Source organism: Paenibacillus sp. JJ-223 (assembly GCF_927798175.1).
Taxonomy (GTDB): domain Bacteria; phylum Bacillota; class Bacilli; order Paenibacillales; family Paenibacillaceae; genus Paenibacillus; species Paenibacillus hubeiensis.
This window is the reverse complement of sequence record NZ_CAKMMP010000014.1, coordinates 63,394-77,966: the sequence shown is the minus strand read 5'-3', so window position 1 is coordinate 77,966 and position 14,573 is coordinate 63,394. Positions and strand designations below refer to the sequence as shown.

Below are 14,573 nucleotides of genomic sequence, written 5' to 3'. Positions count from 1 at the left end.
GACGAATGGGTAACGCAGAGACAAAACCGAAAGAGGAATTCGTCCATTCGGTATTCGAGAGCATCGCCGGGAAATACGACATCATGAACGACATTTTGAGTTTTCGCAGGCACAAGGCCTGGCGCAAGTTCACGATGAAAAAAATGAACATGTCAAAAGGGGATACCGGCCTGGACCTTTGTTGCGGTACTTGCGACTGGACCCTTGCCATGGCGGAGGCAAGTGAAACGGGGCACATGCACGGCCTGGATTTCAGCAACAACATGCTTCAGGTCGGGCAGGGAAAAGTGAACGCTGCAAATCGTCAGAATCAGATCACGCTTGTGCAGGGAAACGCCATGTCGCTCCCCTTCGAAGATAATTCGTTCGATTATGTCACCATCGGTTTCGGGCTGCGCAACGTGCCAGACCTGAGACAGGTGCTGTCGGAGATGAAGCGCGTCGCGAAACCGGGCGGCATGGTTGTGTGCCTTGAATTGTCGAAGCCGACCTGGCAGCCGTTCAAGGGCATTTATTATTTTTATTTCGAACAGGTGCTGCCGAGACTTGCCAAGTTGTTTGCCAAGCGTTACGAACAATACAAATGGCTGCCGGATTCGTTGGCGCTATTTCCGGGAAGAAAGGAACTGGCGCACATTTTCGAAGAAACCGGATTAAAGAAAGTGCAGGCCTACCCCCTAACCGGAGGCATCGCGGCACTGCATATTGGGACCAAGGAGAATTAGCATGTTTAGGAAAATTCGCATCTTTTTAGAAATGATCAAAATCGAGCATACGCTCTTTGCATTGCCATTTGCCTTCATGGGGGCCATTCTTGGCTCGATGGTGGTCAACAACACGTTTCCAAGCTGGCTCGAAATCATGTGGGTGCTGCTGGCGATGGTCGGTGCCAGAAGCGCCGCTTTCGGGCTTAACCGCATGATCGACCAGGTGATCGACGGCAAAAATCCGCGGACGGCGATGCGTGCCATCCCCGCGGGGTTGTTGAAAAACGGAGAAGTCATCATTTTCGTTATCGTATCGTTTATTTTGCTGTTCTGGGCTTCATATAACCTGAACGTGCTTTCGATGAAGCTGCTGCCAATCGCGGTATTTATGCTCGTCATTTATTCCTATACCAAACGCTTCACGTGGTTGTGCCATGTTGTGCTGGGCATGACGATCGGACTGGCGCCGCTGGGCGGATGGGTAGCCGTGACCGGTACCATGGACTGGACGGCCATCGTGTTCTATGTCACCATCGTGTTCTGGACGGCAGGTTTCGATATCATTTATGCGTGCCAGGATCTTGAGTTTGACCAAGACGAGGGACTTCATTCCATTCCCTCGCGCTTCGGACTGCACAAATCTTTGCAGATCGCGAAGTTTTTCCATGTGATTACCGCCGTCGGATTTTTGGCGCTGCTTCTGATGACCGATCTGAGCTGGTGGTATGGCGCAGGCATGCTGATTACTTATGGCATCTTGTTCTATGAGCATTACATTGTGTCGCCGAACGACATGAGCCGTGTCCAGACCGCGTTCTTTACGATGAACAGCGTGCTGAGCATCGTAGTATTTACGTTTACCTTGATCGACCTGGCGGTGAAATAAATGTTCCAACTGGACAACAAACGGCTTGTTGTCGGAATTACGGGAGCCAGCGGCAGCATCTACGGCATCAGGCTGATCGAAACGCTGCTTGATCTGGACTACGAGGTGCATCTGGTGATCTCCAACGCCGGCTGGCGCGTACTAAAAGAAGAGCTGGATTGGGAAGTAACGAATCGCGAGCGGATCCTGGACGAAAAGTTTGGGGGCCGCTCCGGTTCCCTGATCTACCATCCGGTAAGCGATATAGGAGCTTCGATTGCGAGCGGCTCTTTTCTGGCGGACGGCATGATTGTCATGCCGTGTTCCATGGGGACGCTCTCTTCCATCGCGCAAGGCGCCTCCGATAACCTGATGGCCCGCGCTGCGGATGTCATGATGAAAGAAGGAAGGCCGCTCATTCTGGTGCCGCGCGAGACGCCGCTGCATGCGATCCATCTGGAAAACATGCTCAAGCTTTCGCGCCTTGGCGTGCGCATGATTCCGGCCATGCCGGCTTTTTATTACAAACCCCAAACGATGGACGACTTGATCATGTTTCTGGTGGGCAAGGTGTTGGACAGCTTGCGTATTCCACACCAGTTGTTCCGGAGATGGGGAGAACCGGATTCAAGGGATTAAACCGGAGATATCCTTTTTTGCATGGGCGATATGCCGTTGCAGCGTGAGGTCGGATCTGTTTTAATCCCGGATTTTCCGGGGTATGGGTGAAAGTTGAGCAGCGTATAGTGTATTTAGTCAGCCTTGACCCATGCTCCGGCAGCTTCTGTATAATTTTTGTTTCAGAAATCGTCGCAGAGTTTAATTCCCGGTGTCGGCCAGACGGCGGGAAATGGCGTGATCGAACATGGATGAGCATAAGCAGGAAGGGCGGGCGGATGATCATTGAAGTCGTCTGCCCATCGGCCTGCTGGAAGGGAAGGTAGCATGGAATTAGGGACTGACAATACGCTGACACGGGTGAACGAATGAAACTACTGGATATTTTCGGGTTGCTGAAGAAGGATATGGATTACATTGAAAAAGAACTGTACCGCAGCGTTGAAGGGGAGCAGCAGCTGTTAAGCGAAACATCCCTTCATTTGCTTAAAGCGGGTGGGAAACGTTTGCGTCCCGTGTTTGTGCTGCTTGGCGGCAAGTATGGTACATACGACATTGAACGCTTGAAATTGATTGCGGTTCCGCTGGAATTGATCCACTCCGCTTCATTGGTGCATGATGATGTGATTGACAATGCGGAGACGCGCCGCGGTAAACCAACCGTGAAATCAAAATGGGATAACCGGATTGCCATGTATACCGGCGACTATATCTACGGTAAAGCATTGCAATTGACGGCCGGACTGTCCGATCCGGCAATTCATCGTATTCTGGCCAAGGCCATGGTGCAGATGTCCATCGGCGAAATGGAACAGATCCGCGACTTTTTCAACACCGGGCAAAGCGTACGCAATTACTTGCTGCGCATCCGTCGCAAAACAGCACTGCTGATCGCGGTCAGCTGTCAGCTTGGGGCGCTTGCTACCCGCGCGCCTAAACAAGTGTCCTCGCTGCTCTATACTTACGGATACAATGTGGGCATGGCCTTTCAGATTCAGGATGACGTGCTCGACCTGGTGGGAACGGAAAAACAATTGGGCAAACCGCCAGGCAGCGACATGAAGCAGGGCAACATTACGCTGCCGGTCCTGTATGCCTTGGAGGAAGAGCGTTTGCGAGAGCCGCTGCTAGCCGAGATTTCGCGCGTTAGACAGGAAGAAGGGCGCGCAAGCGCATCGGACGCGATTGGAATGATTCGCGAAAGTCAAGGAATCGCTAAAGCCGAAGCACTGGCTGACCGATATATGAAGAAAGCGCTCGATGCTCTGGATCAGCTGCCAAAGATCAAAACCAGCAAAAATTTGCGCGACATTGCGCATTTCGTCGTCAAACGCACTCATTAATTTTCCATTGAACCGTTACGGGCCTGCCTCTTGGCGACTACTGGCGCAAAAAATGTACTTGGATGTGATGTTTCTCATTGGGAGGAATTGGACATCTATGTTACAATCAAGAAGATTGCGTCTACATATTTGGTAATAATTATGAGCCGTGAGTGAGGAGTGATCCCGTGGATCGTACATTTTTGATGGTGAAACCGGATGGCGTGCAGCGTGGTCTGATCGGACGTATCGTTAGCCGCCTGGAGGACAAAGGGTTTAAAATGGTGGCAGGCAAATTGGTGCAGATGACCGAGGAGCAGGCCAAGCGTCATTATGCGGAGCATGAAGGAAAGCCGTTTTTCGATGAGCTCGTCCGATTTATTACTTCCGGCCCCGTCTTTGCGATGGTTTGGGAAGGGGACGACATCGTGTCCCTGGCGCGCATCGTCATTGGCAAAACCAATGTGAAGGAAGCTGCCCCGGGGACCATTCGTGGGGATTTTGCCAGCCATACGCCGCATAATCTGATTCACGGGGCGGACTCTCCGGAGAGTGCCGAACGTGAAGCAGCGAACTTCTTTGCACCAGAGGAATTGGTAGCGTACGACAAGAGCATCGCAGCCTGGTTGTAATTTTTTAGCCAGAAGGGTGATACGATGCTGGAGCAGGAACAATTGGATCAGGATTACGCCGGATTTATCCGGAAAATCAAAGAGAGCACAGGCATTGATCTTGCTCAATACAAGGAAGGCCAGATGAAAAGAAGGCTGACCACGCTTCGCAACAAAAACGGGTTTAATACGTTTGCGTTATTTTTCGACGCCATGCAGAAGGACAAGGCACTTTTTTATGAGTTTTTGGATCGCATGACCATCAACGTTTCGGAGTTTTGGCGCAACCCCAACCGCTGGGAAGTGCTGCGGGACGACATTTTGCCTGATCTGATCGGGTCCAAAAGGCGTGCCAAAGTGTGGAGTGCCGCTTGCTCCACTGGAGAAGAGCCCTACACCCTTGCGATGATTTTGGACATTCTGGGCGTGTTGAAGGACAGCTCCATCACGGCAAGCGACCTCGATGAAGGCGCATTGGCCAAAGCCAAGGAAGGCCGGTATATGGAGCGTTCGCTCAAGGATGTGCCCCAAGACGTAGCAAGCCGATATTTCCGTCAGGATGGCTTAATGTATCGAATCGACGACAAGCTGAAAAGCTCCGTCAAGTTCATGAAGCAGAATCTGCTGACGGACCGTTTCGATGAAGGGTACGATTTGATCGTGTGCCGGAATGTCATGATCTATTTTACCGAGGAAGCGAAAAACTTGCTGTACCATAAGTTCGCAGCCAGCCTGCGGCCGGGGGGCATTCTTTTCGTAGGCAGTACGGAGCAAATTTTTTCCCCGGGACAATACGGTTTGGAAACGGCAGAAACGTTCTTTTATCGCAAAAAATAGGATTCGCCAACGGTTAACCGTTCGGTTGCACATTGCGATGTGCCCGGGCGGTTATTTGCACATAAGCCGTTGCCTGAATTTCCTTGGATGCAGCGACCGGGCGCGGATCGGCCGGAATGTTGTCTTTACATGCAGCGAAAAGGCGGACTTTCTTGTCAAAGCCGGTCAGCTATACTATAATGAGCAAAGAAATTATGGGATTTTAGCAATGCGCAGTTTAACAGTTTAAAGGGGGAACGTAAAATGAGTTTACGCTATTTAACCGCAGGGGAAACGCACGGACCCCAATTGACCGCCATTATCGAAGGATTGCCAAGCAATTTGCATATTGATTTCGAAGAGCTGAATTTCCAGCTGCACCGTCGCCAAAAAGGGTATGGACGCGGACGCCGGATGCAGATTGAAAAAGATCAGGCGAACTTTGTCGGCGGAGTGCGCCACGGATATACGACGGGAGCTCCGGTTGCGCTCGTGGTGCAGAACAACGACTGGAAGCATTGGCAGAACATTATGAACATCGAGCCGATCGAGGGTAGTGACGAAGAAAAACGCCGGGTGCACCGTCCTCGTCCGGGCCATGCCGACTTGAACGGCGGTTTGAAATATAACCTGAAAGATCTGCGCAACGTGCTGGAACGCTCCAGCGCGCGCGAAACGACGGTACGCGTCGCCTGCGGCGCGTTGGCGCGCCAGTTCTTGGCCGAATTCGGCATCAAGGTGGCAGGCCGCGTACTGCGCATCGGCGAGATCGAAGCGCCATACCAGGATCTGCCGATCGACGAGTTGATCGAAATTACGGAGGCTTCTTCCGTACGAGTGACCGACAAAGAAACCGAGAAAAAGATGGAAGAGTACATCGACTTGATCAAAAAAGAAGGCGACTCCATCGGCGGCATCGTGGAATGCATCGTGGAAGGTGTTCCTGTTGGATTGGGCAGCCACGTGCAGTATGATCGCAAGCTGGATGCACGCATTGCCCAAGGCGTTATGTCGATCAACGCATTCAAAGGCGTGGAAATCGGCATCGGTTTTGAAGCAGGCACGATCCGCGGTTCCCAAGTACATGACGAAATCCTCTACAGCGAGGAGCGCGGATACCACCGCACGACGAACCGTCTTGGCGGATTCGAGGGCGGTATGACCAACGGCATGCCGGTTGTCGTTCGCGGCGTGATGAAGCCGATTCCGACGCTGTACAAACCGCTGCAAAGCGTGGATATCGATACGAAGGAAGCTTTCACCGCCCAAGTCGAGCGTTCGGACGCTTGTGCCGTTCCTGCAGCCAGCGTGGTGATGGAGCATGTCGTGGCATGGGAGATCGCCAAAGCGTTCCTTGAGAAGTTCGGCGGGGATTCCATGGAAGAGATCCGCTCGAATTACGAGAGCTACAAGGCACAATTGGAGAGCTACTAAGATGCGCCAGCTAACAGTCCAGCTCGGCGAGCGTTCTTACCCGATCCTGATCGGCAGCGGTTTGCTCGGACAGGCGCCGCGTTTCTTCGAACAGTATGGTCTGACCAAAAAGAGCCCGCTGCTGATCATTACCGATGACAAAGTAGGTCCACGATACCTGCCTGCACTGGAACAGGCACTTCAGGAAGCCGGATTTACGGTCGTTTCGGCCGTGGTTCCTTCCGGCGAAACGTCCAAATCGCTGGCCGTCTATCAGGATATGATGACGGCAGCCATCGAAGGCAAGCTGGATCGCAGCTCGGCGATCATTGCCCTCGGCGGCGGCGTTGTGGGTGATCTGGCCGGATTCGTAGCGGCTACATACATGCGCGGCGTCAAATTCGTTCAAGTGCCGACCACGATTCTGGCGCATGACAGCAGCGTCGGCGGCAAGGTGGCGGTGAACCATCCGCTAGCCAAGAACATGATCGGCGCGTTCCATCAGCCTGAACTGGTGCTGTACGATGTGGACACGCTTCAGACGCTGCCTCCGAGGGACGTTTCGGCCGGATTGTCCGAAATGCTGAAGCATGGGCTCATTCGCGACGAAGCCTTCGCGCACTGGTGCGAGGAGAATGCGGAGAAGCTGCTCTCGCTCGACGCGGAAGCACTCGGTTATGGCCTTGAACGCGGCTGTGCGATCAAAGCCGAAATCGTATCCAAGGACGAGCGGGAGAACGGAGAGCGCGCCCTGTTGAACCTGGGGCATACGATCGGCCATGCCATCGAAGCCATCGCCGGATACGGCGAGTTTTTGCATGGCGAGGCCATCTCGATCGGCATGGCGGGATCGGCGCTGCTGGGCGAGAAGCTGGGTGCGCCGGCGGGGCTGCATGAGGAAACGACCCGCATGCTGCGCGCATTGCGTCTTCCGGTGACGATGCCGGAACATTTGGACACGGATGCCTTAATGGATGCGATGATGCATGACAAGAAGTTCCGTGAAGGCCATATGGTCTTTATCATACCTGATCGCATCGGATCGGCAAGAATCGAAAAAGACGTTCCCGTAGCCATGGTTCGGGACGTTATTGAATTGCTCAAGAAAGGAGTGTAAAGCCAATGGTAACACGTGGAGTCCGCGGGGCTACGACAGTCACGCAAAACAACGAAGAAGAGATTTTGCGCGAAACAGCGGTATTGCTGCGCGAAATCGTGGATCGCAACGGTATTGTGCCGGAGGATATTTGCAGCGTGTGGATCACGATGACCGGTGATTTGGATGCGGCATTCCCGGCCAAAGCGATTCGGCAACTGGAAGGCTGGGAGCTTGTGCCGCTGATGTGCGCTTTGGAGGTGCCGGTTGCCGGTGCTTTGCCGCAATGCATCCGCTTTATGGTGCATGTAAATACGGAAAAGGCACAGCATGAAATCAATCATGTGTACCTGAACGGCGCGCAGGCTTTGCGCCCCGATCTGGTTGCACCATCCAATTCGTAAGATTGCGGTTGTCAAATCTTCCGCATTCCTGTATAGTGATAAACAGTTGAGTAGAGTATGAGTTTGAGCTGAGATTAGTTGAGATAGTGGAGCATGCAGCAGAGTCCAGCGGGTGATTGCCGGGGAAGGATCCGGTTAATTGATTCGCGGTACGTCTGGTTGCAAGATGAGACAGAGCAGGGATAGAAGCGTGTTTGGACGATGCGTTCAATTTCGGACCATTTTCGTCTGTACAATCCGCACACCTTTTTCTGATTTTGGGATCGAGGGTCGGATTGTAAGGATTGACGGATCACGAAGCTGGCGTCTGGATTCCGTAGGACACGATGGAATGATGTATCGTTCTTCCCATGACCTGTGTATCTTATTTTGCAGCTGCAGTACGTATAGGGATCTGTTCACGAATGGAATGCCACCTAATCAAATTCAGCAGATAAACGAAGTCTCTACCAGATGGTAGAGGCTTTTTTGTTGTTATTTTAACCGTACCGCCTCGCCACCCAAATTTGAAAGGACGTGATCTGATGATAACGCCAAACGTGAACCAAGTGCTGAAAATGTCGAATGAATATAATCTGATTCCGGTCGTCAAACGGATTTTGGCAGACATGGAGACCCCGATTCGGATTTTCCGCAGATTTGCTGACAACGACCGGGCATTCCTGCTGGAAAGTGTAGAGGGTGGGATCCAATGGGCGAGATATTCCTTCATCGGCACGGATCCGTTCCTGATGATTTCGGCGAAAAAAGGCCGTATCGTGGTGGAAGAGGCTGGCCGGACGCGAGAGCTGCCGGGCAAGCCGGTAGAAGAGCTCAAGGCGTTACTGCGGAAGTATCGCAGCCCCAAAAGCGATGAGCTGCCGCCGTTCACGGGCGGGGCCATCGGATTTTTCGGCTACGACCTGCTTCAGTATTACGAGAAGCTTCCGGCGCATGCGCTGGATGACCTGAATATGGACGACATCCGTTTTATGTTTTGCGACCAGATCGTAGTGTTCGACCATGTGAAGCAGCAGATGCTGCTGGTAGGAAACGTACATGTGAAAGATGGGGCGACCGACGAAGAGATCCGCGAAGCGTATGCACGCACGTCGGAGAAGCTGGAGTTGGCCGCAGAGCGGCTGCAGCAGCAAGGACCGGGCGAAAATCTTAATCCGCGTTCCATTCCGGGTCATGTGGAGCTCGGTGATATTCAATCCAATGTCACGAAAGAACAGTTCATGGCGAATGTGGATCGGGCCAAGGAGTACATTCGGGCAGGGGATATTTTCCAGGTTGTACTGTCGCAGCGTTTCCACATCGATACCGACGTATCTCCTTTGCATGTGTACCGCGTGCTTCGGACGTTGAACCCGTCACCGTACATGTATTATTTGAAAATGGATGACGAGATCATCGTGGGCACTTCCCCGGAAGCGCTCGTAAAGGTAGACGGAACGCGCGTGGAGACGCGGCCGATCGCCGGTACCCGTCCCAGAGGGGCCACGGAAGCCGAGGATCGTGCTTTGGCGGCCGATTTGCTGCAGGACGAGAAGGAGCGTGCGGAGCATCTGATGCTGGTGGATTTGGGACGGAACGACATCGGGCGGGTTTCCAAATTCGGCAGCGTGAAATGCGACATGTTCATGGAGATTGAGCGGTACTCCCACGTCATGCATATGGTGTCCAACGTGGCAGGCGAACTGCGGGACGACAAGGATTTCTTCGATGCCTTCCTCTCTTGCCTCCCGGCCGGAACGGTATCCGGCGCGCCCAAGCTGCGGGCGATGGAGATCATTGCAGAGCTGGAAAAAGAGGCTCGGGGAGCCTATGCCGGAGCGATCGGCTATCTGGGCTTCTCGGGCAGTATGGATGCCTGCATCACCATCCGGACGATCATTTTCAAAAAAGGGAAAGCCTACGTGCAGGCCGGAGCCGGCATTGTATGGGATTCCGTGCCTGAGAACGAGTACCAGGAGACGGTGAACAAGGCAAAAGCCCTGCTCACGGCGATTCGGACGGCGGAAGCGATGTTCCCCGCCAAGAACAGACTGGGCAACGCCAATATGGCAAACGCGGACTATTTCGTAACTCCGGCAGCGATGCCGAACTGAGAGAGGAGAGACCGACATGAACATGAATCCGGTGATGAACGATGACTCGAAAAGCAGCGTTGCGCCCGGCGCAAATGCGGAAGGAATGAAGCGAGGGCTGACCAAAATTTTGGAGGGTCGACATCTGGAGCAAGCGGAGGCGCGCGATCTGATGACTTCGATCATGGGCGGTGAAGCTACTCCTGCTCAGATTGGCGGGCTGCTGATGGCATTGCGCATGAAAGGGGAAACGGTGGACGAAATTACGGGCTTCGCCGAAGCGATGCGCGGACAGGGCGGACGCATCCTCACCAATGGCAGCAACTTGCTGGATACGTGCGGAACGGGCGGTTCGGGCATTCACAAATTCAACATTTCCACCGCCTCTGCAATCATCGCTTCAGCCGTTAACGTACGCGTCGCCAAACATGGCAACCGCTCCGCTTCGGGCCGGGCAGGCAGCGCGGACGTGCTGGAGGCGCTTGGCGTCAATATTCACCTGAATGGAGAGCAGGCGCGCCAGTGCCTTGACGATATCGGCATCTGCTTCTGTTTTGCCCAGGTTTACCATCCGTCCATGAAACATGCGGCAGGGCCTCGGAAGGAACTCGGCGTAAGGACGATCTTCAACATGCTTGGACCGCTTACGAACCCGGCGGGAGCGGATCGCCAATTGCTCGGTCTCTACGACCGGAGCCGCACGCCGATGATCGCCGAGGTACTGAATCGTCTGGGTCTGAAGCGTGCGTTGGTTGTTGCCAGTCATGACGGGCTGGACGAAATCAGCATTTCGGCGCCGACGCAGGTATCCGAGCTGCGGGGCGGCGAAGTAAGAACATACGACATCGACCCACGGGATATGGGACTGCCCCTGCACAAGTTGGATGCGGTTCTAGGGGGAGATGCGGTGCAGAATGCCGAAATCATTAAACGGATCTTCCAAGGCGAACGGAGCGCCTACCGGGATGTCGTTTTGCTGAACGCGGGAGCGTGCATTTACGTATCAGGCTTTGCGGATTCGATTGCGGATGGCGTCGTTATGGCAGCGAGGGCCGTCGATTCCGGCAGGGCTGCGGAGAAGCTGAATCAATTAATTCACACAACGGAGGCGTACAGTCATGTATCTTGATCGCATCGTAGTTACCAAACAACAGGAAGTGGAAGAACTAGGCAAAACGTTCCGCATGGAGGAAGCGCTGAAACAGATCGAAAAGCTGCCGCCCACGCGCGGATTCGAGCATGCGCTGTCGAAAGGGCGTCATCGCAAGCTGGGATTGATCGCGGAGGTGAAGAAGGCATCGCCTTCCAAAGGACTCATTCGTCCGGATTTCCATCCGGTGGACATCGCGATGGCATATGAACGGGCTGGTGCGGATTGCATTTCCGTACTGACGGACGTTTCTTATTTCCAGGGCAGCGGGGAGTACCTTCAGGCCATTCGGGAAGCAGTGAACCTTCCGCTCCTGCGCAAGGATTTCATCATTGACGAGCGGCAAATCGCTGAAGCAAGGCTGCTTGGCGCAGACGCCGTTCTCCTGATCGCCAGTATATTGACGCCACAGCAGATGGAGCAATATCTTGGCTTTGCCCGGAGCATCGGGCTGGATGTGCTGATCGAGGTCCATGACCGTGCGGAACTGGAACAAGTGTTAAGTTTGCCCGAGGCGACCCTGGTAGGCATTAACAACCGCAATCTCAAGACGTTTGAAACGAGCCTGGACACCACTCTCCGATTGATGGAATGGATTCCCGAGCGTGTTACGCTGATCAGCGAAAGCGGCATTGACGGTCCTCATCGATTGGAGGCGCTGGAATCGGCCGGCGTAAGCGGCATTTTGGTCGGGGAGCATCTGATGCGCAAGGATGATGTGGAAGCTGCCGTATACGAGCTTATGGGTCCAAAAGCATGACTGAAAACATACAAGGCGAAGCAGGAAGCCGTGAAGGAATTGGGCAGCAGCAGGCTTCGACGGCGGCAAAAATTTGTGGACTTCAGGACGTTGAAGTGCTAAAATCAATGATAAACTTGCCTGTGGATTACATTGGTGTTGTCTTTGCCAAATCCCGCCGCCGCATTGAACCGGAACGGGCAGCTGATTTACGCGAAGTTTTGATGGACTGGAAGGCCGGGAAACGACCCGGATTGGCGGGGGTATTTGTAAACCCTGCGCTGGAAGAGCTGGAACATATTATGAATGTGGCGCCCCTTGACGTCATTCAACTGCATGGGCAGGAAACGCCGGAATTTTGCCGCCAAGTAAAGCAGCGCTGGGCAGCGGAGGTTTTCAAGGTGTTTTCGTTTCCGAAAGATGGCTCAGGCGATGATGAGAACGATTCGGCGGTACGCGCCTTGACCCCATACGAAGGAACAGTGGACGCTGTTTTATTGGATACCCATGACCCCATGTATGGCGGGGGATCGGGCAAAACCTTTGCTTGGGAACGAATCCCTGCTTATGCCGACTGGTGCAAGGAACATGGCGTCAAATGGTTTGTTGCGGGCGGACTGCAGCCGGATAACGTAGAGGACCTGATTCGGACCTATCAACCGGATGGGGTTGACGTATCCAGCGGCGTGGAGACGGGCGGCGTGAAGGACATAGCAAAAATAACAGCATTTGTAGAAAGGGTGAAGCAGGCATGACACATACATTACCAGATCACAACGGGCGTTTCGGCCTTTTTGGAGGCCGCTTCGTGCCTGAGACGCTCATGAACGCGCTGATTGAGCTCGAAGAAGCCTACGAGCGCTTCTCGAAGGACGAGGAGTTCAACAAGGAGCTGAACTATTTGCTCAGCGAGTACTCCGGACGGGAAACCCCCTTGTATTTTGCGGAGCAGCTGACTCGCCATCTGGGCGGACCGAAAATTTACCTCAAACGCGAGGACCTGAACCATACGGGCGCGCACAAAATCAACAATGCCCTTGGACAGGGATTGCTGGCCAAACGGATGGGCAAAAAGAAAGTCATCGCCGAAACGGGCGCAGGACAACACGGCGTAGCAACGGCTACGGTTGCCGCTTTGCTCGGCCTTGAATGTAAGGTGTTTATGGGCGAGGAAGACACGCAGCGGCAGCAGCTGAACGTATTCCGCATGCGATTGCTCGGTGCGGAGGTCATCCCGGTGACATCGGGTACCCGAACGCTGAAGGACGCGGGCAACGAAGCGCTGCGTTACTGGGTCAGCAACGTGGAGGATACGTTTTACGTTCTCGGTTCGGTCGTCGGGCCTCATCCGTATCCGATGATGGTTCGCAACTTCCAGCGTGTCATCGGCGACGAAACGCGTCGCCAGATTCAGGAGCTGGAAGGACGGCTGCCGGACGTCATCGTTGCCGCCGTCGGCGGAGGCAGCAATGCCATCGGCATGTTCTATCCGTTCATTAACGACAAAAATGTGAAGCTGGTGGGCGTGGAAGCTGCCGGCAAAGGCGTGGAGACCGAGTTCCATGCCGCGACCATGACCAAGGGTACGCATGGCGTATTCCAGGGCTCCATGAGTTATTTGCTCCAAGACGAGTACGGCCAGGTGCAGCCGGCGCATTCGATTTCGGCAGGGCTGGACTATCCGGGCGTCGGCCCCGAGCATGCGTATTTGAAGGATGCCGAGCGGGCACAGTACGTTCCCATCACGGATCAGGAGGCGCTGGATGCCCTGCAATTGCTTTGCCGCACGGAAGGCATCATTCCGGCGTTGGAATCCTCGCATGCCATTGCCCAGGTGATCAAGCTTGCGCCCGAATTGACGGCGGACGATCTCGTCGTGATCTGCCTCTCGGGGCGTGGAGACAAAGACGTCGAATCGATCATGAAGTATACGGGAGGTAAATTGGCATGAACTTGATGGACCAGACCTTCCAACAGCTGAAGGAGCAGAAACGCACCGCACTGATTCCGTTCCTGACCGTAGGGGATCCTGATCTGGATACTACGGTTGCCATCATCAAGGAGCTCGAAAGGGCAGGCGCCGATATTTTGGAACTTGGCGTGCCTTACTCCGATCCGCTTGCCGATGGCCCTGTCATCCAGCGTGCATCGGAACGTGCGCTTCAGAGCCAAATTTCGATTCGCACCTGCATTGAAACCGCAGCGAGAGCACGCGAAGAAGGCGTCAAAATGCCATTCGTGCTGTTCACCTACTATAATCCGGTACTGCAAACCGGGCTGGATGCTTTTTTCGAGCTATTGGTCGATAACGGAATCAGCGGTCTGATCATTCCCGATCTGCCGATCGAGGAATCCGAGGATATGCGCCGGAGATCGGAAGCCGCGGGCATCCACCTCGTTCCGCTCGTCGCTCCGACATCGAACGCACGGATCGAACGCATCGTGTCCGGCGCTCGCGGATTTATCTATTGCGTATCTTCCCTTGGCGTTACAGGGGAACGGGCATCCTTCTTCGACGGAATCGAGAGCTTCATTTCGACCGTCAAAAGCTACACGGACATTCCCGTCGCCGTAGGCTTCGGCATTTCGAGCCACGAACAAGTTGCGCGTTTTTCCCGCATCTGCGACGGGGTTGTCGTGGGCAGCGCCATCGTACGCAAAGTCGAAGAGGCCATTCCTTTGCTGAAGCAGGCCGAGACGCGCGAGGAAGGTCTGTTGCAAATCCGCAACTTTGTGGCACAATTAAAAGGTTAGTAGGAG

15 protein-coding genes are annotated in these 14,573 nt (G+C 54.1%); all 15 read left to right on the top strand.

The window, feature by feature from the left end:
* Positions 1-5: 5 nt before the first annotated feature.
* The 15 genes from L6H98_RS22700 (at position 6) to trpA (ending at position 14,567) form a co-directional block, all read left to right on the top strand.
* Positions 6-725 (top strand): demethylmenaquinone methyltransferase, encoded by a 720-nt coding sequence (locus L6H98_RS22700; RefSeq protein WP_236419795.1) that lies wholly within the window; start codon positions 6-8, stop codon positions 723-725.
* 1 nt (position 726) lies between these two features.
* The gene (locus L6H98_RS22695) at positions 727-1,593 is read left to right on the top strand and encodes a UbiA-like polyprenyltransferase (protein ID WP_236419793.1); all 867 of its coding nucleotides are present in this window, start codon (positions 727-729) and stop codon (positions 1,591-1,593) included.
* Positions 1,594-2,211 (top strand): flavin prenyltransferase UbiX, encoded by a 618-nt coding sequence (locus tag L6H98_RS22690; protein WP_236419791.1) that lies wholly within the window; start codon positions 1,594-1,596, stop codon positions 2,209-2,211.
* A gap of 347 nt (positions 2,212-2,558) precedes the next feature.
* Positions 2,559-3,533 carry a polyprenyl synthetase family protein gene (locus L6H98_RS22685; protein WP_236419789.1) on the top strand — a complete coding sequence of 325 codons (975 nt, stop codon included), beginning with the start codon at positions 2,559-2,561 and terminating at the stop codon, positions 3,531-3,533.
* A 167-nt stretch (positions 3,534-3,700) separates the two neighbouring features.
* Entirely contained in the window at positions 3,701-4,144 is a 444-nt protein-coding gene (gene ndk, locus L6H98_RS22680; protein WP_236419787.1) for a nucleoside-diphosphate kinase, read from the top strand.
* A 24-nt stretch (positions 4,145-4,168) separates the two neighbouring features.
* Positions 4,169-4,960, top strand: coding sequence for a protein-glutamate O-methyltransferase CheR (locus L6H98_RS22675; protein WP_236419785.1), 792 nt, complete (start codon positions 4,169-4,171; stop codon positions 4,958-4,960).
* Between the two features lie 243 nt (positions 4,961-5,203).
* Entirely contained in the window at positions 5,204-6,373 is a 1,170-nt protein-coding gene (aroC, locus tag L6H98_RS22670; RefSeq protein ID WP_236419783.1) for a chorismate synthase, read from the top strand.
* A gap of 1 nt (position 6,374) precedes the next feature.
* Positions 6,375-7,469 (top strand): 3-dehydroquinate synthase, encoded by a 1,095-nt coding sequence (gene aroB, locus L6H98_RS22665; protein ID WP_236419781.1) that lies wholly within the window; start codon positions 6,375-6,377, stop codon positions 7,467-7,469.
* Between the two features lie 5 nt (positions 7,470-7,474).
* A complete protein-coding gene (gene aroH, locus L6H98_RS22660) occupies positions 7,475-7,852 on the top strand; it encodes a chorismate mutase (protein ID WP_236419779.1) in 378 nt (125 codons plus the stop codon).
* Between the two features lie 524 nt (positions 7,853-8,376).
* Positions 8,377-9,945, top strand: coding sequence for an anthranilate synthase component I (gene trpE, locus L6H98_RS22655; RefSeq protein WP_236419777.1), 1,569 nt, complete (start codon positions 8,377-8,379; stop codon positions 9,943-9,945).
* Positions 9,946-9,979: 34 nt separating this feature from the next.
* Complete coding sequence (trpD, locus tag L6H98_RS22650) at positions 9,980-11,053, top strand: anthranilate phosphoribosyltransferase (RefSeq protein WP_236420101.1); 1,074 nt, start codon at positions 9,980-9,982, stop codon at positions 11,051-11,053.
* Complete coding sequence (gene trpC, locus L6H98_RS22645) at positions 11,043-11,834, top strand: indole-3-glycerol phosphate synthase TrpC (protein WP_236419775.1); 792 nt, start codon at positions 11,043-11,045, stop codon at positions 11,832-11,834. The genes trpD and trpC overlap by 11 nt, the downstream gene beginning before the upstream one ends.
* On the top strand, positions 11,831-12,568 hold the full coding sequence (locus tag L6H98_RS22640; protein WP_290371479.1) for a phosphoribosylanthranilate isomerase: 738 nt from the start codon (positions 11,831-11,833) through the stop codon (positions 12,566-12,568). Before trpC ends, L6H98_RS22640 begins: the two co-directional genes overlap by 4 nt.
* Positions 12,565-13,764, top strand: coding sequence for a tryptophan synthase subunit beta (gene trpB, locus L6H98_RS22635; RefSeq protein ID WP_236419773.1), 1,200 nt, complete (start codon positions 12,565-12,567; stop codon positions 13,762-13,764). The genes L6H98_RS22640 and trpB overlap by 4 nt, the downstream gene beginning before the upstream one ends.
* A complete protein-coding gene (gene trpA / locus L6H98_RS22630) occupies positions 13,761-14,567 on the top strand; it encodes a tryptophan synthase subunit alpha (RefSeq protein ID WP_236419771.1) in 807 nt (268 codons plus the stop codon). Before trpB ends, trpA begins: the two co-directional genes overlap by 4 nt.
* Positions 14,568-14,573 lie beyond the last annotated feature (6 nt).